This is a genomic window from Zwartia sp. (assembly GCF_049655405.1).
Classification (GTDB): domain Bacteria; phylum Pseudomonadota; class Gammaproteobacteria; order Burkholderiales; family Burkholderiaceae_B; genus Zwartia.
This window is the reverse complement of record NZ_JBASJR010000011.1, coordinates 392,650-417,297: the sequence shown is the minus strand read 5'-3', so window position 1 is coordinate 417,297 and position 24,648 is coordinate 392,650. Positions and strand designations below refer to the sequence as shown.

Annotated in this window: 22 protein-coding genes; 15 read left to right on the top strand and 7 right to left on the bottom strand. The window is 52.5% G+C overall.

Features of this window, described 5'->3' with window-relative positions:
* Positions 1 to 54: 54 nt before the first annotated feature.
* The 3 genes from grpE to dnaJ all read left to right on the top strand — a co-directional run bounded on the left by grpE (position 55) and on the right by dnaJ (position 3,917).
* Positions 55 to 621, top strand: coding sequence for a nucleotide exchange factor GrpE (gene grpE / locus WBJ47_RS09830; protein ID WP_422246654.1), 567 nt, complete (start codon positions 55 to 57; stop codon positions 619 to 621).
* Positions 622 to 753: 132 nt separating this feature from the next.
* A complete protein-coding gene (gene dnaK, locus WBJ47_RS09825) occupies positions 754 to 2,691 on the top strand; it encodes a molecular chaperone DnaK (protein WP_422246653.1) in 1,938 nt (645 codons plus the stop codon).
* A 101-nt stretch (positions 2,692 to 2,792) separates the two neighbouring features.
* Positions 2,793 to 3,917, top strand: a complete 1,125-nt coding sequence (gene dnaJ / locus WBJ47_RS09820; protein ID WP_422246651.1) for a molecular chaperone DnaJ — start codon at positions 2,793 to 2,795, stop codon at positions 3,915 to 3,917.
* 88 nt (positions 3,918 to 4,005) lie between these two features.
* Here dnaJ and WBJ47_RS09815 read toward each other — a convergent pair whose 3' ends face one another.
* From WBJ47_RS09815 to WBJ47_RS09800, 4 genes are all read right to left on the bottom strand, one after another.
* Entirely contained in the window at positions 4,006 to 6,756 is a 2,751-nt protein-coding gene (locus WBJ47_RS09815) for a M16 family metallopeptidase (RefSeq protein ID WP_422246649.1), read from the bottom strand.
* Between the two features lie 68 nt (positions 6,757 to 6,824).
* A complete protein-coding gene (locus WBJ47_RS09810) occupies positions 6,825 to 7,994 on the bottom strand; it encodes a vWA domain-containing protein (protein WP_422246647.1) in 1,170 nt (389 codons plus the stop codon).
* Positions 7,984 to 8,601 carry a GNAT family N-acetyltransferase gene (locus WBJ47_RS09805; protein ID WP_422246645.1) on the bottom strand — a complete coding sequence of 206 codons (618 nt, stop codon included), beginning with the start codon at positions 8,599 to 8,601 and terminating at the stop codon, positions 7,984 to 7,986. The genes WBJ47_RS09810 and WBJ47_RS09805 overlap by 11 nt, the downstream gene beginning before the upstream one ends.
* Complete coding sequence (locus tag WBJ47_RS09800) at positions 8,591 to 9,490, bottom strand: AAA family ATPase (RefSeq protein WP_422246643.1); 900 nt, start codon at positions 9,488 to 9,490, stop codon at positions 8,591 to 8,593. The genes WBJ47_RS09805 and WBJ47_RS09800 overlap by 11 nt, the downstream gene beginning before the upstream one ends.
* A gap of 138 nt (positions 9,491 to 9,628) precedes the next feature.
* Here WBJ47_RS09800 and WBJ47_RS09795 point away from each other — a divergent pair, with 138 nt between their 5' ends.
* Both WBJ47_RS09795 and WBJ47_RS09790 read left to right on the top strand, forming a co-directional pair.
* Complete coding sequence (locus WBJ47_RS09795; RefSeq protein ID WP_422246641.1) at positions 9,629 to 10,033, top strand: c-type cytochrome; 405 nt, start codon at positions 9,629 to 9,631, stop codon at positions 10,031 to 10,033.
* Positions 10,034 to 10,045: 12 nt separating this feature from the next.
* Complete coding sequence (locus WBJ47_RS09790; protein ID WP_422246639.1) at positions 10,046 to 10,408, top strand: c-type cytochrome; 363 nt, start codon at positions 10,046 to 10,048, stop codon at positions 10,406 to 10,408.
* Positions 10,409 to 10,483: 75 nt separating this feature from the next.
* On the opposite strand, the gene WBJ47_RS09785 is transcribed toward WBJ47_RS09790, so the two are convergent.
* Positions 10,484 to 10,912 (bottom strand): DUF1841 family protein, encoded by a 429-nt coding sequence (locus tag WBJ47_RS09785; RefSeq protein WP_422246638.1) that lies wholly within the window; start codon positions 10,910 to 10,912, stop codon positions 10,484 to 10,486.
* Positions 10,913 to 11,166: 254 nt separating this feature from the next.
* Here WBJ47_RS09785 and WBJ47_RS09780 point away from each other — a divergent pair, with 254 nt between their 5' ends.
* Together WBJ47_RS09780 and WBJ47_RS09775 are read left to right on the top strand one after the other, a co-directional pair.
* Positions 11,167 to 11,442: a DUF4212 domain-containing protein gene (locus tag WBJ47_RS09780; protein WP_422246636.1), complete on the top strand. Its 276-nt coding sequence runs from the start codon at positions 11,167 to 11,169 to the stop codon at positions 11,440 to 11,442.
* Between the two features lie 20 nt (positions 11,443 to 11,462).
* Positions 11,463 to 13,580: a sodium:solute symporter family protein gene (locus tag WBJ47_RS09775; protein WP_422246635.1), complete on the top strand. Its 2,118-nt coding sequence runs from the start codon at positions 11,463 to 11,465 to the stop codon at positions 13,578 to 13,580.
* Here the strand turns inward: WBJ47_RS09775 and WBJ47_RS09770 are convergent.
* Positions 13,474 to 14,187 carry a Smr/MutS family protein gene (locus WBJ47_RS09770; RefSeq protein ID WP_422246634.1) on the bottom strand — a complete coding sequence of 238 codons (714 nt, stop codon included), beginning with the start codon at positions 14,185 to 14,187 and terminating at the stop codon, positions 13,474 to 13,476. The two genes, WBJ47_RS09775 and WBJ47_RS09770, sit on opposite strands and share 107 nt — an antisense overlap.
* Entirely contained in the window at positions 14,174 to 15,133 is a 960-nt protein-coding gene (gene trxB / locus WBJ47_RS09765; RefSeq protein WP_422246632.1) for a thioredoxin-disulfide reductase, read from the bottom strand. Before trxB ends, WBJ47_RS09770 begins: the two co-directional genes overlap by 14 nt.
* Positions 15,134 to 15,177: 44 nt before the next feature.
* Here trxB and WBJ47_RS09760 point away from each other — a divergent pair, with 44 nt between their 5' ends.
* Genes WBJ47_RS09760 through WBJ47_RS09725 form a run of 8 tightly spaced genes read left to right on the top strand, consistent with a single transcriptional unit; the run spans position 15,178 to position 24,633 of the window.
* Entirely contained in the window at positions 15,178 to 17,553 is a 2,376-nt protein-coding gene (locus WBJ47_RS09760) for a DNA translocase FtsK (protein ID WP_422246631.1), read from the top strand.
* Between the two features lie 5 nt (positions 17,554 to 17,558).
* A complete protein-coding gene (lolA, locus tag WBJ47_RS09755; protein WP_422246630.1) occupies positions 17,559 to 18,206 on the top strand; it encodes an outer membrane lipoprotein chaperone LolA in 648 nt (215 codons plus the stop codon).
* Between the two features lie 36 nt (positions 18,207 to 18,242).
* Positions 18,243 to 19,559: a replication-associated recombination protein A gene (locus WBJ47_RS09750; protein ID WP_422246628.1), complete on the top strand. Its 1,317-nt coding sequence runs from the start codon at positions 18,243 to 18,245 to the stop codon at positions 19,557 to 19,559.
* Positions 19,560 to 19,563: 4 nt separating this feature from the next.
* Entirely contained in the window at positions 19,564 to 21,045 is a 1,482-nt protein-coding gene (locus WBJ47_RS09745) for a cytochrome ubiquinol oxidase subunit I (RefSeq protein ID WP_422246626.1), read from the top strand.
* Positions 21,042 to 22,046 carry a cytochrome d ubiquinol oxidase subunit II gene (gene cydB, locus WBJ47_RS09740; RefSeq protein WP_422246624.1) on the top strand — a complete coding sequence of 335 codons (1,005 nt, stop codon included), beginning with the start codon at positions 21,042 to 21,044 and terminating at the stop codon, positions 22,044 to 22,046. Before WBJ47_RS09745 ends, cydB begins: the two co-directional genes overlap by 4 nt.
* An 8-nt stretch (positions 22,047 to 22,054) precedes the next feature.
* Positions 22,055 to 22,156 carry a DUF2474 family protein gene (locus tag WBJ47_RS09735; protein WP_422246623.1) on the top strand — a complete coding sequence of 34 codons (102 nt, stop codon included), beginning with the start codon at positions 22,055 to 22,057 and terminating at the stop codon, positions 22,154 to 22,156.
* A gap of 18 nt (positions 22,157 to 22,174) precedes the next feature.
* Positions 22,175 to 23,518 carry a serine--tRNA ligase gene (gene serS, locus WBJ47_RS09730; RefSeq protein ID WP_422246621.1) on the top strand — a complete coding sequence of 448 codons (1,344 nt, stop codon included), beginning with the start codon at positions 22,175 to 22,177 and terminating at the stop codon, positions 23,516 to 23,518.
* 53 nt (positions 23,519 to 23,571) lie between these two features.
* Entirely contained in the window at positions 23,572 to 24,633 is a 1,062-nt protein-coding gene (locus tag WBJ47_RS09725; protein WP_422246620.1) for a hypothetical protein, read from the top strand.
* The last annotated feature ends 15 nt before the right edge of the window (positions 24,634 to 24,648 follow it).

Below are 24,648 nucleotides of genomic sequence, written 5' to 3'. Positions count from 1 at the left end.
TGGGGATTTTGCCCCCAAATGCTTTAGCAACAATGCATTTTTCTGGAGAAGTACATGACGGCTAACAACGGTTCCGCAGACGCTAAGTCTGACGCAGTCCAGCAAGATCAACCAGCCTCGGGCGCCGAGGCGACTCATGCGCACGGTCAGGAGCCGCTTGATCCGATCGAGCAATTAGAGGCTGACTTGGCTGCGGCACTTGCTCAAGTCTCTGAGCACAAGGACCAAGTACTGCGCGCGCATGCAGAGATGGAAAATGTCCGTCGTCGCGCACAGGACGAAGTATCCAAAGCACGTAAGTTTGGTATTGAATCTTTCGCCGAGAGCATGGTGCCGGTCAAGGACAGCCTCGAAGCTGCTTTGGCGCAGTCAGAGCAAAGCCAAGAAGACATGCGTGCGGGCATAGAAATGACCCTCAAGCAGCTGATCACAGGTTTTGAACGCAATCACCTCAAAGAAATCGCACCTGCCTCAGGTACTAAATTTGACCCCCATCAGCATCAGGCGATCGCCACGATTCCGGCTGAGCAGGAGGCCAATACGGTGGTCCAGACGCTGCAAAAAGGCTATCTGATCGCAGATCGGGTATTGCGTCCCGCTCTTGTGACGGTCGCGGCCTGACACACTAAACACAGTCCGAAAACGGTTTTTGAATGAAAGAGGTTGAACTGGGCTTGAAATTACAGATTTGTGCCCCATCTTCTATTCATTCAAGCAATTCATCTCATTCTGATTTTTTAAAGGTAATTCACCATGGGTAAGATTATCGGTATCGATCTTGGCACCACCAATAGTTGTGTGGCAGTCATGGACGGCAATCAGGTCAAAATTCTGGAAAACGCTGAAGGCGCCCGCACCACACCCTCGATTGTCGCCTACATGGAAGATGGCGAGACTTTGGTAGGTGCCCCCGCCAAGCGTCAGGCTGTGACCAATCCAACGAACACTCTTTATGCCGTTAAGCGTCTGATCGGTCGCAAGTTTTCCGAAGATGCTGTGCAAAAAGACATCCATTTGATGCCTTACAAAATTGTCAAAGCTGACAATGGCGATGCATGGGTGGAAGCGCAAAATAAAAAGCTCGCACCTTCGCAGGTTGCGGCGGATGTGCTGCGCAAAATGAAAAAGACTGCCGAGGACTTTCTGGGCGAAGAAGTGACTGAGGCCGTCATTACGGTTCCTGCCTACTTCAACGACAGCCAGCGTCAGGCTACCAAGGATGCAGGCCGCATTGCAGGTTTGGATGTCAAGCGCATCATCAACGAACCGACTGCAGCTGCATTGGCTTTCGGTATGGACAAGATGGAAAAAGGCGATCGCAAGATCGCGGTCTATGACTTGGGTGGCGGTACATTCGATATTTCGATTATCGAAATTGCGGACGTCGACGGTGAAAAGCAATTCGAAGTGCTGTCGACTAATGGCGACACCTTCTTGGGTGGCGAGGACTTTGACCAGCGCATTATCGAATACGTCATTGGCGAATTCAAGAAAGAGCAGGGCGTGGACCTCTCCAAGGACGTGCTTGCTTTGCAGCGCTTGAAAGAAGCTGCTGAAAAAGCCAAGATCGAGTTGTCCTCCAGTCAGCAGACTGAAATCAACCTGCCCTACATCACCGCGGATGCTTCAGGTCCTAAGCACTTGAACCTGAAGATGACGCGCGCTAAGCTCGAGTCCTTGGTCGAAGAGCTGATCGCTCGCACCATCGAGCCTTGCCGCATCGCCATCAAAGATGCGGGCGTCAAAGTCAGTGAGATCGACGACGTGATTTTGGTCGGCGGTATGACGCGCATGCCTAAAGTTCAGGAAAAGGTCAAAGAGTTCTTTGGTCGTGATCCACGCAAAGACGTGAATCCTGACGAGGCTGTGGCTGCAGGCGCGGCGATTCAGGGTTCTGTATTGTCTGGTGACCGCAAGGATGTGTTGTTGTTGGACGTGACACCATTGTCACTTGGTATTGAAACGCTCGGTGGCGTGATGACCAAGATGATCACAAAGAACACGACCATTCCAACCCGTCACTCACAAGTGTTTTCGACAGCGGATGACAATCAGCCTGCCGTCACCATCAAGGTATTCCAAGGTGAGCGCGAAATCGCGGCCGGTAACAAGACTCTGGGCGAATTCAATCTTGAGGGTATTCCTCCAGCAGCACGTGGCACGCCGCAGATCGAAGTGACCTTTGATATTGATGCAAACGGTATCGTGCACGTGTCCGCGAAAGACAAGGGCACAGGCAAGGAAAACAAGATCACGATTCAGGCGAACTCAGGTCTGACCGAAGAAGAGATTCAGCGTATGGTGAAAGACGCCGAGGCGAATGCCGAGGAAGATCACCGCATGGCTGAGTTGGCGATGGCGCGTAATAGTGCGGATGCTTTGGTTCACGCGACACGCAAGTCGTTGACTGAGTATGGCGACAAGCTTGAAGCGGAAGAGAAAACAGCGATCGAAGCTGCAATCACTGATGTCGAAGAAGTGTTGAAAAACGGCTCAGACAAAGCAGCGATCGACGCTAAAGTCGAATTGCTGTCGACTGCTTCGCAAAAGCTCGGTGAAAAGATGTATGCCGATGCTCAGGCTGCTCAGGCTGCCGCGCAGGGCGATGCAGGTGCAGAGGCTGGTGCTAAGCCAGCTGATGACAATGTGGTCGATGCTGAGTTCAAAGAAGTTAAGCGCGATCAAAAGTGATCGTCTAGACTTAGACACGATCCGCCCGGGACTCTTTCAGAGCATCCCGGGCGCATTTTTTTGCCCACCTTCATACTGTTTGAATAAAAGAGCCTGAGATCATGGCAAAACGCGATTTTTATGAAACCCTTGGCGTTGCTAAAAACGCCTCGGACGATGAACTTAAAAAAGCCTACCGTAAGCTGGCAATGAAATATCATCCGGATCGCAATCCGGATAGTAAAGAAGCCGAAGAGAAATTCAAGCAAGCTAAAGAGGCTTACGAAGTGTTGTCTGACGCCAATAAGCGTGCTGCTTATGATCGTTATGGACACGCAGGTGTTGATCCCAATGCCGCAGGCATGGGTGGCGCAGGCGGGGCTGGTTTTGGCGATGCTTTCGGCGATATTTTTGGTGAAATTTTCGGTGCTGGACGCAGAGGCGGTGGTGGTGGTCCTCAGGTTTATCGAGGAGCTGACCTCAAGTACGCGATGGAAATCACACTTGAGCAGGCGGCGAATGGCTTTGATACTGAAATTCGCGTGCCAAGCTGGGAAAATTGTGAAGTCTGCAAAGGTAGTGGTGCCAAAGCTGGCACAACGCCTAAGACATGCCGCACGTGTGGTGGCTCAGGTGCGGTACGCATGCAGCAGGGCTTTTTTAGCGTGCAGCAAACGTGTCCAACGTGCCACGGTAGTGGCAAGGAAATCACGGATCCTTGCGTGCCTTGCGACGGCGTGGGACGTACCCGTCGTAATAAAACGCTCCAAGTCAAAATCCCCGCGGGTATTGATGACGGGATGCGTATTCGCTCCTCCGGCAACGGTGAGCCTGGCATCAATGGCGGACCTCCAGGGGACTTGTTTGTGGAAATCCACATCAAGGAGCACAAGATCTTCCAACGTGAAAATGATGACTTGCATTGCGAGCTGACTATTCCTTTTACGACCGCGGCGCTCGGTGGAGATATTCAGGTACCTACTTTAAATGGCAAAGCAGAGATCACGATTCCCGAAGGCACACAGTCCGGCAAAACCTTCAGGCTGCGTGGCAAGGGCATTAAAGGCGTTCGGGGCGCATATCCAGGAGACTTGTACTGCCACTTTGTCGTGGAAACTCCAGTCAAGCTAACCGACGAGCAGAAAGCAATCTTGCGTCAGTTTGAATCTTCACTTGGCGAGGGGGGCGAGCGTCACTCCCCACAGAGCAAGTCTTGGACAGATCGCGTTAAGGATTTTTTCTCCTAAGTATCGCGTCCGTTACCAATGTATAAGGGCCGAATCTTAGTGTGAGATTCGGCCCTTATCACTTACATCATCCAGTCTATCGTTTTCATTACTTCTTCTTTTCAAAGTCTCCCGCTGCTACGCTGCTGAACGCCGCAGGCTTGAGATATTTGCGTACGACTGTATTGACTTGCTCTGCAGATAGTGTGGACAGTTTCCGGTCGAGTTCGGCTGCCCAAGCAAACGTGCGACCTGTGTCAAGATAATTGATCCAGGCGCCTGTTAAACCACTATCCTGAGCACGCGCAAGTTTGCGATAGTTGAGCAGTGCTTTGATGCCGTCTTGAACTTCAGTTTGGCTAAAACCGTCCTTCAATACGCGTTCAAATTCTTCGCGAATCGCTGCCTCAACTTTTTGGCGGTTTTCTGGAGAAAAGATGGCATACACACCCCAAGATCCACTTGGCTCAAAGGCTGACACATTCAGTCGGGTCCGAACGTTGTAGGACAGACCTTCTTTTTCCCTCACACGGAGCCACAATCGTGAGGTCTCGGAAGTCCCGAGTAAAAAGTTTGCCAGAGACAGCGCTGCGTAATCAGCATCAGTATCTTGCATATTGAGGGGCATCGCAGCTGTGTAAAACGCATTGGCTTTATCTGGCGTGAGTGCTTGCATCTGTACAGGCTTGATCTCGCGATAAGGGTTCGGGATGCGTGTGTATGCTTGCCCAGTGCCCCAGCGATTGAGCGATGCCGTGAGCATATTCTCTAACGTGACGGGATCAAAACTTCCCACCGCAGCGCCTGCCGTGTTCGAAGTGCCATAGAACTTTTGATGAAAAGCGACTAAGTCTTCACGCTTGAGCGCATCAATGGCGGCAAGCGATTCTTCAAAGCTTGGTTGATAACGAATATCGTCTTTGGGCCAAGGGTTGTCATGCCGTGAAAGCATGCGTGTGGCAATGGACGTAGGTTCTGTCATTGAGCTCTTGATCGAGGTCAGCAGTTTGGCTTTGTACTCATCGACTTCCGCTTGTGGAAAGTTTGCTTCACGGACGGTATCCAGCACAAATTGGACGAGCGAGTCGATATTGGCACGCGTGGTGGACAAACTGATGTTGAGTGTTGCGCCAGAGCCCGACACACTGACTTGACCGCCCAGCGCATCAATCCGATCCTTGATTTGTTGGCGCGTGAGCTGAGCTGTACCGCTTAGCAAAAGATCTGGTGTTGCAATCGAGGCGATCCTCTGGCCTTTGAGCGAACTCACATCACCAAAATGCAACTGAATCACGGTCTGGACACGCTCTCCACGAGACTCCTTCGACAGCATGGCTAGCCGCATGGATCCATGAGTTAGTTTGACTGTTTTGCGCTGTGTGCGCTGGTCAATATTGTTTGGATCAGGATCAAAGGCTTCAGCTTGTTTGAGTTGCGCGTCACCGACATAGCCTTTGAGCTCCGCTGCTAAATCCGGTTTGCTAAAGGCAGGAGAACGCTGCGGTTTTTCGGTGGGGACGTATTGACCTTCTGTACGGTTTGATTGCGTCAGGTAAAGGTTAGCCGCTTGCTGAACCTGAGCGAGGGTGACGGCACGAATGCGATCACGCGCTAAAAACCAGAGACGCCAATCGCCTACTGCAACAGCTTCGGATAAGCCTGTGCTCACTTTTTGGGCGTCACTGAACATTTGCTCCCATGATTTCAACCATTGATTTCGGACGCGGTCTAATTCTTCTTGGGTAAAAGGGTGTTGAGCAAGTGACTCAAGCGTTTGGGTGAGCGTCTTGAGTGAGGCGGACTGATCCATTCCGGGCTGCAAGCTTGCGCCAAACATGACGGTACCGGGGGCAGTGCGATCCATGGTAAAGCCAAAGACGCTTGCAGCTTGCTTGGTGGGGACCATCGCCTTATAGAGTCGTCCTGAGGGCGTGTCGCCCACGATCATGCTGGCCAGGTCAATCGCGGCAAAGTCTTTGTGACCAGCAGACGGCACGTGGTACATGGCCGCAACCAGGGGGGCACCACCAACGCGCCGCAAAATGACACTGCGTTCACCGTCTTGCACAGGATCTGTTGTGTATTCGGGAGGGAGTATGCGGGAGGGTCGTGGAATGTTCCCAAATGACTTCATCACATCGGCCAGTACAGCCGACGTGTCAAACTTGCCAGTCACGATCAAAACGGCATTGTCAGGCTGATAGTAAGTTTTGTAAAAAGCACGCAGCTGAGCAATGTCGACGTTTTCTACGTCTGAGCGTGCGCCAATAGGTGTTTTGCCATAGTTATGCCACTCGTAGGCGATGCTAAGCATCTTTTGCCAAAGAATGCGAAAGGGGTTGTTTTCACCGCTCTCCATTTCGTTGCGCACGACGGTCATTTCGGTGTCCAGATCTTCGCGCTTAATCGTGGCGTTAATCATGGCATCCGCCTGCCAGTTCAGGTACCAAGCAAGCGTGTCGGGATTGGCCGCAAAGCTTGCGTAATAGTTTGTTCGGTCGACGGAGGTCGTGCCATTGGCTTGAAGCCCGCGTTTTGAAAACTCACCAAGTGAGTTGGGCATGGAAGGTGTGCCCTTAAAGAGCATATGCTCAAGTAAATGGGCCATCCCGGTCTCGCCATAATTTTCATGGCGTGAGCCCACCAGATACGTCATATTGACGGTGGTGGTGGGTTTGGATTCGTCAGGCGCGAGCAAAATACGCAACCCATTGGCATCCAGTCGGTATTCGGTAATTCCTTCGACGCTGGTCACCTGGGTGATACCTGCGGGTATGGCAGCGGCCATTGAGTGACTTCCAATAAAGGCGAATGCGGCACCAATCAGTGCACGCTTCAGGGCATCGGTAAACAACGGCATGAGGGAGTCCTGAAAGAAACAACGAACCTGTTTGAGCATGGGCACCCAAAATGGTTCACTTTTGAATCCTACTTAGACAATAAGCGCATCGCTTGCTCAATACCGGAAACTGTCACGGGGAACATTTTGTCCTGGACAATATTGCGGATGATGGAGATCGATTGACGGTATTGCCAAGAGGCTTGAGGTTCGGGATTAAGCCAAACGGTTTTGGGCCAGGCATTGACCATGCGCTGTAACCACTCAGCACCAGGTTCTTTGTTGTAATGCTCGACCGAGCCACCGGGCTGCAAAATTTCATAGGGACTCATGGTTGCGTCGCCTACAAAAATCAGTCTCCAGTCGGCATTAAATTTACGCAGCACATCCCAAGTTTCAAAACGTTCCATTTGTCGGCGACGATTCGACTTCCAAAGATGCTCGTAAGGACAGTTATGAAAATAGTAAACCTCGAGGTTTCTAAATTCGCTGCTGGCGGCTGAAAACAATTCTTCGACACGAGAGATGTGATCGTCCATACTGCCGCCCACATCTAACAACATTAAAACTTTAACGTTGTTATGTCGCTCGGGAACCATTTTGATATCGAGATAGCCTGCGTTGCGGGCTGTGCTCGCAATGGTATCGCCGAGATCAAGTTCAAAGTCTGAGCCTTCGCGCGCGAAGCGCCTGAGGCGTCTCAGAGCCACCTTGAAATTACGGGTGCCGAGTTCTATGGAGTCGTCGTAGTCTTTAAAGTTACGTTCATCCCAGACCTTGACCGCAGAGCGGCTTCCCCCCGTACCCCCCACCCGAATGCCCTCCGGGTGTGTGCCGCTGTTACCAAAAGGCGAAGTGCCGCCGGTACCAATCCATTTGCTGCCACCTTGGTGACGTCCTTTTTGCTCTTCGAGACGCTCTTTGAACATTTCCATGAGCTTGTCCCAGCCATGCTTTTCAAGCTCGGCTTTTTGCTCGGGAGTGAGGCGTTTTTCTAGCTCTGCGACCAGCCAATCCAAGGGAATCTTTTTACCCGCTGGCAACTTTTGTTCCAAGCTGCGGTAATAGCTCGCAAACGCACGATCAAAGCGATCAAAGAGGGTTTCGTCTTTGATCAGCGTTGTACGTGCGAGATAGTAAAAATCTTCGAGCGTGGGCGGCATGATCGGACTAGACAATGCCTCAAGCAGTGTCAGGTACTCCTTGACTGAAACAAGGAGTTTTTGCGTGCGGAGGTGATAAAAGAAGTCAATCAGCATGACGATTCAGTTGATAGGTCAGATGTGCGTGCACTTCAGGCCATTCGCCAGCGATGACGCTATACATCACTGTGTCCCTGACTGTGCCGTCGCGACGGAGCGCATGGTGACGCAGTACGCCGTCTCGTTTGGCGCCCAGGCGCTCGATGGCACGTTGAGACGCATGGTTGAAATTGTCCGTTCGCCAGCCCACGACAGCGGCGCCGAGCGTGTCAAACGCATGCTCGAGCAATAGCAGTTTGCACGCCGTGTTCACATGGCTACGCTGATGGCTTTTGGCATACCAGGTGTAGCCGATCTCCAGTCGCGCAACTGAGGGAATGATGTCGTGATAGCGCGTCGAGCCGATAATTTTTTCTGTACCCGCGTGGATCACGACGAACGGCAGCATATGACCTGCTGCGTAACCATCGAGCGCAGCCTGAATATAGCTGGCGGTTTGCTCGGGTTCGGGTACAGAGGTGACCCGTAGATTCCAGAGCTCGCCATCACGCGCTGCCTCGGTAAGTGCTTCAGCATGTGTGAGAGACAGGGGCTCAAGACGCACGCCATGCCCTGTCAGTGTGCAGGGCCGTGGTGTCAGAGTAAAGCCTTGATCAAGCGCCATTTGGGGATCCTGGCGGGCGACGTGTTGTGCGGGTGACGGCTGCCAAACGCTCGAGCAATTGAAGGTCTTGCTCGTTTTTGAGCAGTGCGCCAGCCATCATTGGAATCGAAGTCGCGGCGTGCGCATCAATTTGCTCAGCCGTTGCATCCTCAGCAATCAGTAAACGCAACCAATCCAGAAACTCTGAGGTAGAGGGTTTCTTTTTTAGACCTGGTGCGTCGCGCAATGCAAAAAATGTGTCGAGCGCGGCGCGCAGCACATCCGCATGCAGGTTGGCAAAATGCACCTCAACAATGCTGCGCAAGGTGTCGCGATCGGGGAAGCGAATGTAATGGAAGAAACAGCGACGCAAAAATGCATCTGGGAGATCTTTTTCGTTGTTGGACGTAATAATCACCAGCGGGCGGTGTCGCGCTTTGACGGTGGAACGTGTTTCGTAGACATGAAACTCCATTTGATCCAGTTCGCGCAGCAGGTCATTTGGAAATTCGATATCTGCCTTGTCAATCTCGTCAATCAGCAGCACGACGGGCTCGGGTGATTCGAAAGCCTGCCAGAGCACACCTTGCATGATGTAGTTGCGGATATCTTTGACTTTTTCGTCGCCGAGCTGCGAGTCACGCAACCGGGACACAGCATCGTATTCGTAGAGACCTTGATGCGCTTTGGTGGTGGATTTGATGTGCCACTGCAGCAGTGGGCGGCCAAGTGCTGCGGCCACCTCTTCGGCGAGCATCGTCTTGCCGGTTCCAGGTTCGCCTTTGATGAGCAGGGGGCGCTGAAGCGTCAAGGCGGCATTAACAGCCAGTTTGAGATCGTCCGTCGCGACATAGCGCTCGGTACCGTCAAAGCGGGAGGTTTGAGCTGAGGTGGGGGTCTGGGAGGTCATTGGTTGCCAAAATGAAAGTGGTCAGAGTCTGTTGCGATACATAATTGAAGTCTAATTTTTCCAATTATCGTACAATCCTAACGTTTTGCGGCCGGGAGTTAATCCCGGGACTTTTCCCTGCCAGACCAAGAGTCCATTATGAAGTCTCCGAACATTTTGCAGTCTCAGTTTGTTGGCGCGTTGATTACGCGTGCCTCATTGCGCTCCAGATTCTCAAGCAAGCTCGCTAAATTAGCGCTTGCAGCATCCTGTGCCGTGACCTTTCCGGTCCTGGCCGCGGATCCTCCAAAGGGCAACATCGAAGCCGCCAAGGCCAAAGTGTCGATGTGTATTGGCTGCCATGGTATCCCTGGCTACCGTGCAAGTTTCCCCGAGATCTATTCAGTGCCCAAGATTGCCGGCCAGAATGAAAAGTACATTCAGTCGTCTTTGCGCGCCTACGCGACTGGTGAGCGCACCCATCCCACGATGGACGCAATCTCCAAAAGTCTCTCGGACCAAGACATGGCTGATTTGGCCGCCTATTACTCCAATCTCAAATAATCGGGGGCTCATATGAAACACTTAACGCTCGCCCTCACTGGGGCTCTCTTGTTGGGTTCAGCGACGCTGAGCCACGCAGCCGATTTAGCAGCGGGTAAAGCTGTTTGGGAAAAGCTCAACTGCGCCTCATGTCATGGCGCGGATGCAGTCAAGTCTGTTGATCCCTCTTATCCCATTCTGGCTGGTCAACACGCTGATTTCTTGGCGCATGCTTTAAAAGCCTATCAGCGCGGTGCTTCCGGTGCGCCTGCTACGGCTAACGTGCGTAAAAACGCCATCATGGGTGCTTTTGCCAAGCAATTGTCCCTGCAGGACATCAAGAACGTCTCCGCATGGTTAGCTGCGCAACCAGGACCGTTGTCCGTTCGTCGCTAAGTCAGGCTTTATAGGCTGGGCTCTCACTGAGGTGTTCTAACCTCAGTCACCACAGTCACCTCATTCGCCAACGTGTCAGTCTCGGCTGGTTCTCTGGCGAATGAGTTCAATATAGGCATCGCTATCGAGCGCGGTGCCCAAGCGTTGAGACTCCCACACGACTTGTCCTAAACACTCCATGATTTCGTGCGCGGCGTGGTGTCGATCCGTGCGTGACGCTAATTTGTCGAATGCTTGTCGAATGCCTCTAGGGTGATCAATGGAGAGTTGCTCCGCAATGGCGAGGTGCATGGAGAGGTGAAGAAAAGGGTTTGTTTTGCCCTCTTCGACATTGAACTCGCGCGTCATCGAGTCAGGCGCAATGAGGATCTCGTGATACTCGGGGTGCTGTTCGATCCAGCTCAGCGCAATATCCTCTAGCGGAGTCAAGACCTGAAGCTCCTTGTGTTTACGCCAAGTTTCTATAAAAAACTGGCGTACCTGATCGCGGGAGGGATTGAACATAAATGGGGCAAAAACCTGTTGAAATAAAAAGAAAATGAAGCATTTTGCCCTCAATTAGGGCATTCCCTGATGCGGTCTGCTGATCTGTGGTGCAGAATCAGTTTCATGCAGGTGAGGGGACAAAGCTCAATAAAGGGCATGCTAGCAGCAACGGCATTATAAAAAAGAAACGCACAACGGCTGACACTTAAGGTGTTGGCCGTTGTCGTATTAGGCATCGCACTCCGATTTCTCAAAACCTTGCGACTCAAATCATGACTGAGATGTCAAAGCCTAGCAGAACCACTCCATACTGGCGCAGCAATTTGCGCCTGATTAGCATTTTGCTTGCGTGTTGGGGGCTTGTCACTTTTGTCCCTGCTTACTTTGCGAGAGCACTCTCTGATCTGATGGTTTTTGGCTGGCCGTTTCCGTTTTGGGTTGCGGCTTTTGGCGCACCCACGGCATTTCTGGTGATTGTCGGGGTGTATGCCTGGCGAATGGAAAAGCTGGATCAACGACGCAGAGTCCAGAAGGTGAAGCAGACTTGACCCGGCCTCAATCTACAAAAATGGCTTCACAGCAACAGGCGTTTAGCGGACGACTGTTTCGCGGCTATGCCGCTTATACGGCAGGTTTTATTTCGCTAGTCATATTATTGGCGGTGCTGGAGGTTTTTGGTCTTGAAAGGCAATGGATTGGTTATGCCTTTTTGCTCTCGACTGTCGCCCTTTACGCTGGAATCGGCATCATGTGTCGAACGTCCGATCCCGTTGAATATTACGTGGCAGGGCGCCGAGTTCCAGCCATTTTTAACGGTATGGCCACGGCTGCGGATTGGATGTCTGTGGCTTCGTTCATCGGGATTGCCGGCACCCTCTACCTCTCTGGCTACAACGGACTCGCCTATATATTGGGGTGGACGGGCGGCTATGTTTTAGTCGCGTTGTTTTTAGCACCTTATTTGCGCAAGTTTGGTGGTTATACGATCCCAGAGTTTTTGGGAGCACGTTTCGAAGGCAATTTACCCAGACTCGTGGGGGTCATGTGTGCCGTGCTGTGCTCCTTTACCTACTTGGTCGCACAGATTTATGGCGTTGGGATTATTACGACCCGCATGACAGGCATTTCATTTGAGCTTGGCATTTTTATTGGTTTGGGTGGTGTCCTAGTGTGTTCCTTTCTTGGAGGAATGCGGGCGGTCACGTGGACGCAGGTGGGTCAATACATCATTTTGGTAATTGCTTATCTGGTGCCCGTCATCTGGCTCGCTGTGAAGCAAACTGGCGATCCTGTGCCGCAGTTTGCGGCAAGTACCGTACTCGCTGAAGTCATTGAGCGTGAACAAGTGTTGAGCCGAGACGAGGCTGAACTGGAAGTCAGAAATATTTGGCAAAGTCGTGCAGATCTGATGCAGTCCAGAATCGCCAAGCTTCCTGAGTCTTGGGAGACAGAGAAACAGCAACTGACAGTGCGACTGCTGCGTGCACGTGCAAACGATGCGCCAATGGTAGAAATACGCTCTCTTGAGCGAGAGTTCGCTGCCTACCCAAAGTCTGTCGAGGCGGCTCGAACAGTTTGGTCAAAAGCACGTGATGATTTTGCTGCGCGCGCAGCGCCACCGATGCCCCATGCTGAACCTTTTGTCAGCAAAATGGATGAGTCACCTGACGCGGTCCGAAATAACTTTCTCGCCACTGTTTTATGTCTCATGTTGGGGACAGCAGGATTGCCTCATATTTTGATGCGCTCACTGACCACTCCCTCTGTTGGCCACGCGCGTCAATCAGTGTTTTGGTCCTTGCTGTTTATTTTGTTGCTGTATCTCACAGCTCCCGCACTCGCGATCTTGGTGAAGTTTGAGATCTATAACAATCTGGTGGGGATGCCCTTTGTAGATTTGCCCTCTTGGGTCAGTGCGTGGTCCGCAGTCGATCGTTCACTTATCAGTATTTTGGATCTCAATCACGATGGGATTGTCCAACTCTCCGAAGTGCAGATTGGTGGAGATGTGATTGTGTTGGCAGCACCTGAAATAGGAGGTTTGCCTTATGTGGTGTCCGGGCTGGTTGCTGCGGGTGCGTTGGCGGCTGCGCTCTCAACGGCAGATGGTTTATTGCTGACACTTTCAAATGCCTTGTCGCACGACACCTTGTTGCGTGTTGTCTCATCGCGCATGGGAGGTGGGCGACAGGTGATCTTGTCCAAAGTGTTGTTATTGGTGGTGGCCTTTACAGCCGCATGGGCCGCAACACGGACACCCGCCGACATCTTGTTCTTGGTCGGGGCTGCCTTTTCTTTGGCGGCTTCCACGTTTTTCCCCGTGCTGGTCATGGGAATATTTTGGAAGCGTGCCAATCAATGGGGGGCGACTGCAGGGATGTTGGCAGGCTTATTCACCACATTTTTTTATATGGTTCAGGCGCAACCCTGGTTGCGGGAGTGGGTGCTAAATGTGCCACGCAGCACACCCATCGAACTGTGGTGGGACATTCAGCCGATCGCAGCTGGGGTGTTTGGCGCTCCTGTCGCCTTTATTGTCATCATTTTGGTGTCTTTGTGCACACCAAAGCCCGCTCTTATCACCGACCAGTTGGTGGATTATTTACGTGAGCCGGATGAGGGCGAAGCAGAACCAGCAGCGCACCTTGGCCACCATGCGCAGGCGGAGCAGAAGCAAATGCGCTGATGGTATTGAGCTGGGTGAGCCATTGCGCGACACGTGCTTTTAAGACGGATTGCCCATCTGCCGAGCCATATCCCTTGCCATGAACAATTCTGACACAGCGCGTGCCGTGGATCTGGCTAGTTTCGATAAAGTTTGTCAGTGCAATACGCGCCTCATCGCTGTTCAGACCATGCAAATCAAGATGAGCACCGACAGGCCAAAAAGCGCGTCTAAGCTGCCTCAGCACTTCGGGTCCGATGCCTGGTGCGATCCAGGCCAGGTCGGCTTCTGTATCGGCAAAAGGAGAAAAGCCATCAGACAGAGGAGGCACTTTGGGATTGTCCTGGCCTAATGCTCGCTGTCGGCGCTGCGTCATGACATCAGCCTGCTGCGTATCGCTTGGGCGGTGTGACATGCGCGCAGCAGATTTTAGAGGTGTCACAGACTGAGTCGCCCGTGCAAATAGCTTGACCTCCTCTGCAGAAGTCACTGAGGCAGGACCTTTCAAGCCTGCACGCTGCTGAGCCTGCAGTTTGATCAAATCGCGCTCTTGGCGGGCACGCTGTTCTTCAAGCGCCGTTTGGTGCAGGCGCTTGAGGTCAGCGAAGCCCGCTTTACTGTTCCGCATTCTCCAGCCAGCGCTGAGCGTCGAGTGCGGCCATGCAGCCCGTGCCTGCGCTGGTGATGGCTTGGCGATACACATGATCCTGCACATCGCCAGCGGCAAAGACACCGGGTACTGATGTCATCGTTGCCAGACCCGCTAAACCGCTGCGTGTGACGATGTAGCCATTGGCCATATCGAGCTTGCCTTCAAAAATCGAGGTGTTGGGCTGATGTCCGATCGCGATAAAGACGCCTGTGGCCGCAAGCTCTTCGGTTTTGTCAGAATCCGTGGCGCGCAAGCGAACGCCTGTGACGCCAGATTGATCGCCGAGTACTTCGTCTAATTGACGAAAGGTCGCAAGCTTCATGTTGCCATTGGCAACCTTGTCCATCATTTTGTCGATCATGATGGGTTCAGCGCGGAACTTGTCGCGACGGTGCACCACCGTGACAGAGCGACAAATATTGGACAAGTAGAGGGCTTCTTCGACAGCCGTGTTTCCGCCACCGACCACGATGACGTCCTGATTCTTGTAAAAAAAGCCATCGCAGGTCGCGCAGCCGGAAACGCCGCGACCCATAAAGGCTTGCTCTGAGGGCAGCCCTAGATACTTTGCTGAAGCGCCAGTAGCAATAATCAGGGCATCGCAAGTGTACTGGGCACCACCGTCACCTGTGAGACGATAGGGGCGTGAAGAAAAGTCCACACTCGCGATATGATCAAACACCATCTCAGTGTTAAAGCGCTCGGCATGAGCGGCAAAGCGTTGCATCAGTTCAGGTCCCTGCACGCCAGCCGCATCTGCGGGCCAGTTATCGACCTCTGTCGTGGTCATCAGTTGACCGCCTTGGGCAAGACCTGTGATCATGACGGGGTTGAGGTTGGCACGTGCAGCGTAGACTGCTGCGGTGTAGCCCGCTGGACCCGAGCCTAAAATGAGAACTTTGGCATGTTTTGGCGTTGACATCAGATTTACCCCTCTATATTGAGCAGCAAATTATAATGGCGACTATGCCTAGACTTTCCCCAGCCACAACGCGGACTTCGCGATCGACCCGAAATACCCGAAACGGGCCTTCGGTGATGCAAACTCGAATACTCTCGATCCTCCGGGAGGCGCGCTGGATCGTATTCGCCGCCTTGGCCGCTTGGTTGACGCTGGTCCTGGCGACTTGGAATGGCAGCGATCCAGGCTGGTCTCACTCTTTTGGACGAGACGCCACAGAGCTTCACAACCGTGGTGGTCTGATTGGCGCCTATATTTCAGATGTCTTGTTGTATTTATTCGGTTTTTCAGCCTGGTGGCTGGTGATTTTGTTGCTCCATCGGGTCCGCGCAGGCTATTTGCGTCTGGCCAACCAAATTCGCACCCGCGGCGAACCTGAAACCCTTGCGCGCGTTCGTTGGGAGCAGGGCATCGGATTTTTTATGGTTTTGCTGGGTTCCGTCGGGCTGGAGGCGTATCGCCTGAGTTCCTGGGGGATGCAGTTGCCCGGCCGCACTGATTTCACCAGCGGTGCAGGGGGTGTCATTGGTCACGTCTGGTCTGGTTTCTTGTCCTCTGCCGTTGGATTTTCCGGTAGCACATTGATTTTATTGGCCTTAATTATTTTTGGCTGTAGTTTGTTTTTTGGTTTTTCCTGGTTGGCTATTGCTGAAAAAGTGGGAAGCGGCCTTGAATGGGTATGGCTCAAGGTCAAGGATGGTCGCACCGCCAGACAAGATCGCCGCGCAGGTCAGGTCGCACAAGCGGTCAGGCATGAGCAGGTTGAGGCTAAACACGAAAAAATCGTCCACGAACAACCTGTGCGTATTGAGCCGGCGATTGTGGTGGTGGAAAAGTCCGAGCGTGTGCAAAAAGAAAAGCAACAATCGCTATTTATCGAACCTACGGTGACGGGTGACTTGCCTGCGTTGAGTTTGTTGGACCAGCCCGGTGAGGCCTTTGAGACAGTTTCAGATGAAACGATTGAATACACCTCTCGTTTGATTGAGAAAAAACTGGCGGACTTTGGCGTCACCGTTCAGGTGGTGGCCGCGCAGGCTGGTCCCGTGATTACGCGCTATGAAATTGAGCCGGCGACAGGGGTCAAAGGCAGCCAGATTGTCAACTTGGCTAAGGATTTGGCGCGTGCGCTGAGCTTGGTGAGTATCCGTGTCGTCGAGACGATTCCGGGTAAAAATCTGATGGGCTTTGAGCTCCCTAACCCGCGCCGACAAATGGTCAAACTGTCGGAGATTTTGGGTTCTCAGGTCTATCATTCAAGTGCCTCTGTGGTCACCATGGCGCTCGGCAAGGACATTGCTGGCAATCCGGTTGTCGCAGACCTCGCCAAAATGCCCCACCTGCTCGTGGCTGGTACGACCGGTTCTGGTAAGTCCGTCGGCATCAATGCGATGATTTTGTCGCTCCTCTACAAAGCAGACGCTTCGCAGACGCGTTTAATTTTGATTGATCCAAAGATGCTCGAGATGAGCGTGTACGAGGGGATTCCTCACCTCTTGGCACCGGTGGTCACCGACATGCGCCAAGCTGCAAATGCGCTCAATTGGTGTGTGGGGGAGATGGAAAAGCGTTATCGCCTGATGAGCAAGCTCGGTGTGCGTAACCTGACTGGTTACAACAACAAAATTCGCGAGGCAATCAAACGCGAGGAGCCGATCGCCAACCCGTTCTCCCTGACACCCGATGCTCCTGAGCCACTCAAAGAGTTGCCCACGATCGTGGTGGTGATCGACGAGTTGGCCGACTTGATGATGGTCGTAGGCAAGAAAATCGAAGAATTGATTGCCCGGTTGGCTCAAAAAGCGCGGGCTGCTGGGATCCACCTGATTTTGGCGACACAGCGTCCAAGCGTCGATGTCATTACCGGTCTCATCAAGGCCAATATTCCGACCCGTATCGCTTTTCAGGTTTCGTCCAAGATCGATTCGCGCACGATTCTCGACCAAATGGGCGCAGAGGCGCTCCTAGGTCAGGGCGATATGTTGTATATGCCACCTGGTACGGGTTTGCCTGTGCGCGTTCACGGGGCGTTTGTCTCTGACGAAGAGGTGCATCGTGTTGTAGAGTCACTCAAGTCACAAGGCGAGCCGGACTATATCGATGGCTTGCTCGAGGGCAGTTCCGAGGGTGAAACTGGGGATGGTGTGAGCAGCGTGACAGGGATGGCCAATGCCGAGGCGGACCCCATGTACGACCAGGCTGTTGAGGTGGTGCTCAAGCATCGGCGTGCTTCAATCTCTCTAGTGCAGCGTCACTTGCGGATTGGTTACAACCGCGCGGCACGCTTGCTCGAGCAAATGGAAAACTCTGGATTGGTATCGACGATGCAGTCCAACGGGAATCGTGAAATTCTCGCCCCTAATGTGCCCCGCGAGGAATAATCCGGATGTCTCTTTTTTCAAAAATGCGCTTGTTTGCATTGTCCGGTATGTTGGTTGTGGCAAGCTTGGGTCTCGCAGCGCCTGCCCGAGCCGACACAGCACGTGAACAGCTGCGGACTTTTGTGGCGCAAGTGCAATCCGCCAGTGGTGAGTTTTCGCAATACACCGTTGGACCTCAGGGACAAACAAAGCCTCCCCAGCGCGGAAGATTTTTATTTATGCGCCCAGGGCGTTTCAAGTGGGACGTACTGAAGCCCTACGAGCAGCAAATTGTGTCCAATGGACGCGAAATTTATCAGTTTGATCCGGATCTCAATCAGGTCACAGTCCGTCAGGTTAACCAAGCAATCGGTGCTTCACCCGCTGCGATTTTATTTGGTTCCGGCTCCCTTGAGCAGTCGTTTGAAGTCATGGCGCTTCCAGATCGAGAAGCTTTAGTTTGGCTTCGGGCCAAGCCTAAGCAAACCGATGCGGGTTTTGTCCATGTCGATCTTGGTTTCAAAGATGGCATTCCACATCGAATTATTTTGTTAGATGCTTTTGGTCAGACCACGCACGTGGAGTTGACTGCGCTCATGCGCAACCCCGGTTTGTCGGCCAGTAATTTTGATTTTGTTGCCCCCAAAGGGGCTGATGTCGTCAGGATGCAATGATGACTTTCTCAGCCACCTCAGAGATCTGTTCTTGCGATGGCTGATTTATTTAAAGCCTCACCCAAAGCGCCTCTGGCCGAGGCCCTAAGGCCCCGGACACTAGACGAGGTCGTCGGACAAAAGCATTTGCTTGGGCCCGGCAAACCTTTGCGTGTCGCGTTCGAATCGGGACGCCCTCACTCCATGATTTTGTGGGGCCCGCCCGGTGTCGGCAAGACCACTCTTGCGCGTTTGACTGCCAATGCGTTTGATTGCGCATTTATCGCGATTTCCGCGGTCTTTGCAGGGGTCAAAGAAATCCGTGCCGCGATGGATGAGGCGCAGATGACGCTGGATCAATATCGGCGTCGGACGCTCCTGTTTGTCGATGAGATCCATCGCTTTAACAAAGCCCAGCAGGATGCGCTGTTACCGTTTGTCGAATCAGGGTTAGTCACTTTTATTGGTGCGACGACTGAAAACCCATCCTTTGAAGTGAATGCGGCCTTGTTGTCTCGTGCGCAGGTCTATGTGCTGCAATCTCTTGATGAAACAGAGTTACGTGAACTGTTGCTGCGCGCCCAGCAGACGGTGCTGAAAGAGCTCAGTTTTGCAGATGCTGCACTGGATACCTTGATTGGTTACGCGGATGGCGATGCACGTCGTTTTTTGAGTCTCCTTGAGCAAGCGAGTGTGGCAGCGGAAAACGCTGGCACAACACAAGTTGATGCAAGTCTGGTCGAAAATGCCCTTAGTATGAGCGCACGGCGCTTTGATAAAGGCGGGGATAATTTTTACGATCAGATTTCGGCCCTGCATAAGTCAGTGCGCGGATCAAACCCTGATGCCGCACTTTACTGGCTCACGCGTATGCTCGACGGTGGCGCAGATCCAAAATACCTTGCCAGACGCATTGTGCGCATGGCATGGGAGGATATTGGACTGGCCGACCCTCGCGCCATGCAAATAGCCAACGACGCAGCCTTGACCTATGAGCGGCTTGGTTCCCCCGAGGGCGAGTTGGCCTTAGCGCAGGCGACCTTATATTTAGCAGTGGCAGCAAAAAGTAACGCGGGTTATCAGGCCTACAATCAAGCTGTTGCATTTGTTAAAAAAGGTGCCTCTTTGCCAGTGCCCGTTCATCTGCGAAACGCTCCGACTAAGCTCATGAAAGAGCTGGGTCATGGCCACGCATATCGGTATGCACACGATGAGCCCGATGCGTACGCGGCAGGAGAGTCATATTTGCCAGAAGGGATGCGTGAGCCACAGTGGTATCAACCTGTCCCCCGCGGTTTGGAAATAAAGATTGCCGAAAAACTTGCGCAATTACGCGAGAAAGATCGACAAGCTCAAGAAAGTAACAAGGAGTAGTGCGATGGAATGGTTAGATGCATTGACGCTTGCCCGCATTCAATTTGCCTTTACGGTGAGCTTTCACATTGTTTTCCCCGCTTTCTCCATCGGTTTGGCGAGCTACTTGGCTGTGCTCAATGGCTTGCATCTCTGGACAGGCAAGGAGGTCTATCTTTCTTTGTTCAACTACTGGAAAAAAATCTTCGCAGTCGCCTTTGGTATGGGTGTGGTGTCCGGCATCGTCATGAGTTATGAGTTCGGTACCAATTGGAGTGTGTTTGCGGACAAGACTGGTCCAGTGCTTGGTCCGTTGATGGGCTACGAGGTGATGTCTGCCTTTTTCCTCGAGGCGGGTTTTCTTGGCGTGATGTTGTTTGGCCGGGCAAGAGTGGGTCCAAAACTGCACTTCTTTGCCACAGCGATGGTGGCCTTGGGCACCTTTATGTCAGCTTTTTGGATTTTGTCTGTTAATAGTTGGATGCAGACACCCGCGGGCTATTCCATCAACGAGGTGGGACAGTTTATTGTCGAAGACTGGTTCAAGGTCATCTTTAATCCTTCGTTCCCTTATCGCTTGGTTCACATGTTGTTGGCAGCGTATTTGACGACTGCGTTTGTGGTGGGTGGCGTCGCCGCCTTTCATCTTCTTAAAGAGCGCAAGCGATTGCAACAACCCGGGGCTTTGCCATCGCCGGACCGTCAAGCCGCGACGCGCGTGATGTTTTCGATGGCAATGTGGATGGCTGCGATTGTTGCTCCCATTCAGATTTTTGCAGGTGATGCACACGGACTCAATACGCTTGCGCATCAGCCGGCCAAGATTGCTGCCATGGAGGGGCATACCGAGTCGTTGGGCAAGGCTCCGCTCATTTTGATTGGCATTCCAAATGCCAAAGAATCTCGGATTGATTATGCGATCTCCATTCCTTATTTGAGCAGTTTGATTTTGACCCACACCTTTGACGGTGTCGTGCCTGGTATCAACGCTACTCCGGCGGCGGATCGTCCACCGTTGGGCATTGTGTTTTTCGCCTTTCGCTCCATGGTCGGTATTGGCATGTTGATGTTGTGCGTGGGTTTGTGGAGCCTGTGGTTGCGTTATCGAGGTCGTTTGTACGACACGCCGATGATGCACCGGTTGGCGCTGGTGATGGGTCCCTCTGGTTTCATCGCAGTCTTATCGGGCTGGATTGTGACTGAAGTGGGTCGCCAACCCTTCACTGTCTACAACTTATTGCGCACAGCAGATTCTGCCTCGCCGATTGATGCCACTGCCATTGCCTTTTCTTTAGCGGCCTTTGTCATTGTGTATTTTTCTTTGTTCGGTGCGGGGGTCTACTACATACTGCGCCTCATGAAGACCGCGCCTGTTGTCGGCGCTGCAGGCACAGCTGATTTATCTATTCATGAGCCGATTCGCGCTGCAGGCATTGTGCCTGGACCCACTCTTGCTGCAAAAAGCACCCAAACAGGCTTAACTGGCGCCCAAGGGGATCACAAATGACACTCGATTACGCATTGATTTGGGCGGGATTGATCGCTTTTGCCGTACTGGCCTATGTTGTTCTAGATGGTTTTGATCTTGGTGTTGGGATCTTGTTTCCTTGGGCCAAAACCGAACAAGAACGTGACTTGATGATGAATTCGGTCGCACCTGTATGGGATGGCAATGAAACTTGGCTTGTTTTGGGTGGGGGAGGGTTGTTTGCCGTCTTTCCATTGGCCTATTCAATCATCATGCCGGCCTTGTACGCGCCAATCATCATCATGTTGCTTGCGTTGGTATTTCGTGGCGTTGCGTTCGAATTTCGCTGGAAGAGCAAAAATAGTAAATATATTTGGGATTGGGCTTTCGCAGGCGGTTCTCTCGTCGCCACGTTTGCACAAGGTGTCGCACTTGGGGCACTGGTCCAAGGAATTCAAATTTCGGGACGCGCGTATGCGGGTGGCTGGTGGGACTGGTTATCGCCCTTTAGCTTACTGACCGGCCTGGCTTTGGTGATCGGTTATGCCTTGCTGGGAGCGACTTGGCTTGTTCTCAAGACCGATGGGGCGGTTGAGCAGCGTGCGAAACGGGCGACGGCTGGTCTGGGTATAGTGATGTTGGGTCTAATCGTACTGGTCAGTGGTATTTCTCCCTTTTTGCATGAGCATTTCATGCAAAAGTGGTTTGCCTGGCCGGCCATGCTTTTTGTGGCGCCGGTTCCGTTGTTGGTCTTGGTCTGCGCTTTTTGCTTGTTCCGCGGACTTCAGGTCAACCGTCCGCTGATGTCCTTTTTAGCCGTTCAAGGGCTCTTTGTTTTGTCTTACATCGGGCTGGTGATTAGCTTTTTTCCCTACATGGTGCCCTCATCCGTTACGCTCTGGCAGGCTGCGGCGCCAGACAATAGCCTGAAATTCCTTTTGGTCGGGGCAGTGTTTCTGATTCCCATTATTTTGGCTTACAGCGCTTACGCGTATTGGGTCTTTCGCGGCAAAGTGGGTCCTACCCACGATTACCACTAGGAAACAGCATGAAACGCTGGGGATGGATGGTCTTGATCTGGTTATTGAGTGTAGGGGCCTTATCCGTGGTGGCTTGGTTGCTGCGGCGGATACAATACGCGATTCACTAGTCATTTATTTCACAGATCATGCTTGACCCAGCGTTGTTACGTAAAGACCTCGAATCCGTCGTGCGTCGCTTAGCCAGTCGTGGCTTTGCGTTCCCAATGGATGCTTTTAATAGCCTAGAGACCCGTCGTAAATCAGTCCAGACCGAGACGGAAAATCTTCAAGCACAACGCAATGCGCTCGCCAAGCAAATCGGTGCGCTCAAGTCCCGTGGCGAAGATGCCTCGGCAGTCTTGGCCGAGTCCCAGGCGATCCCCGCCAGACTGAAAGCACTTGAACTGGACCTTTCTGAGATCCAGGTTCAGCTCAACGATATGTTGATGTCGATCCCCAACATGCCGCATGAGAGCGTGCCTTTGGGCGCAGATAGCGAGGGTAATGTTGAGGTGCGTCGTTGGGTACCCAGCCCAGATCCAAGCACTGGTGACCCTCAAGCGCTCGGTTTCGAGCCCAAGGACCATGTCACACTCGGCGAGTCGATTGGTTTAGATTTTGATGTGGCAGCCAAGCTCTCTGGTGCGCGTTTTAGTTTCATGCGCGGTTCCATGGCTCGTTTGCATCGTGCGCTTGCGCAGTTCATGCTGGATCTCCAGACTGAGCAACATGGCTACACCGAGTGTTACACCCCTTATATCGTCAATGCATCCACCCTGATGGGGACTGGGCAGTTGCCAAAATTTAAAAACGATATGTTTTGGGTCACGCGTGGGGGAGATGAGCCCACTCTTGATGAGCAGGGCAATGTGGTTGCGGGCGAAGAGCAGTATTTGATTTCGACATCGGAGATCACCTTAACCAGTATGGTGCGTGACACGATCGTGCCTGCCGCAGACTTACCGATTCGCTTGACGGCGCATACGCCTTGTTTTCGTTCCGAAGCAGGCAGTGGAGGACGCGACACGCGAGGTCTGATTCGTCAGCACCAGTTCGACAAGGTTGAAATGGTGCAGATTGTTGCGGCCGATACCTCTTATCAGGCGCTGGAAGACATGGCAGGCCATGCGGAAAAGGTATTGCAGCTACTGGGTTTGCCTTATCGCGTCATGTTGTTGTGCACAGGCGATATGGGTTTCGGTGCCACCAAAACCTATGACTTAGAGGTGTGGTTGCCCGCGCAAAATACTTGGCGTGAAATTTCTTCAGTTTCCAACTGCGAAACCTTCCAAGCCCGTCGCATGCAGGCACGTACGCGTGTCGAGGGTGGCAAGCCAGAATTTGTCCACACATTGAATGGCTCTGGCCTTGCAGTGGGTCGTGCGCTGGTCGCTGTCCTGGAAAACTACCAGCAAGCCGACGGAAGCATTGTGGTGCCCGAAGTCTTGCGTCCTTACATGGGTGGCCTCAGCCTACTCAAGTCGGTCTGATCATTTTCTTTTTTTGATGGGGTTCTTGCGTGATGAAGTGTTGGCCGACGAGCATGATGAAAAAACTTGTAACCACTGCAGCATTGATGCTGTTTGGAGCATTCTCAACATTTGGCAGTGCGTCGGCTACGCAAACCCTCGGGCTTTATTTGCCGACTGCGCAGCAACCCGCGCCTGCCTTTCCCTTTTTGCAAGGTGCGCTTAAAACACAAGCCGATGGTGCTTGGGACTTTTATCAAAAGACCATCGGTCAGCCACTCACAAATTTTGCTGCAGCAGAAATTAAACCCAAAGAGGGCGGTACGGTCTTTTATCCCTTCTCTGGCCCTGACTTTGTGACGCTCGCGCACGCTTTTCCAAAAGCTGATCGTTATGTCATGGTTGCTATGCAAGCCGCTGGTGCTCCAGTCACGCTCGCCACCATGCCAGCCGCCCGTGCTCAAGGCTTTCAAGCAAAGTTTATGCGCGAATGGATGAAGTTCAGTCGACTGGCCTTTTTCCGGACAGATGATTTAAATGAAGACCAGCGTGATCAGTTTGCGCCGATTGGTGTGACGACGATTTTGTCAACGTTTGCGCTGTACTCTGGCTTTGATGTCATGGATATTTATCCCATTGTCTATGATGAACAGTCTGATACCTTTATCAAAAGCACAACGGGTCAATGGAAGTCAGTGCGGTTGGTACTCAGCAAGGCAGGTAAGCCTGTTACGCTGGATTACGTCAGCCTAGACTTATCAGATGCTAGCCTGACCAAGAACGAGCCAATGCGCAAGTGGCTGGCTCGCGAAGCAAAAAACCCCGTACTGATTAAAGCCGCCTCCCATTTACTTCAGGAAACCTATTTCTCTGTGATGCGAGATATTTTGGTGGAAAACGCCACCATGGTGGTGCAGGATGAGACAGGTCTGAATTACACCTATTTGGCACAGATTGGTCCGGTGGATTTATATGGTGGTTTTTTGTATCCACACGAGTTGTTTAATCGTAAAAAGCAAGAGTCGCTTGCTAAGGCCTACCGTGAGTCGACAAATGTAAAGCCTTTGCCCTTTGCATTCAGTTACAACAAAACTAATGAGCGAAGCAACGTCCAGGTTGTGCGTCGTCAAAATTAATTAATAAGGCGCAAC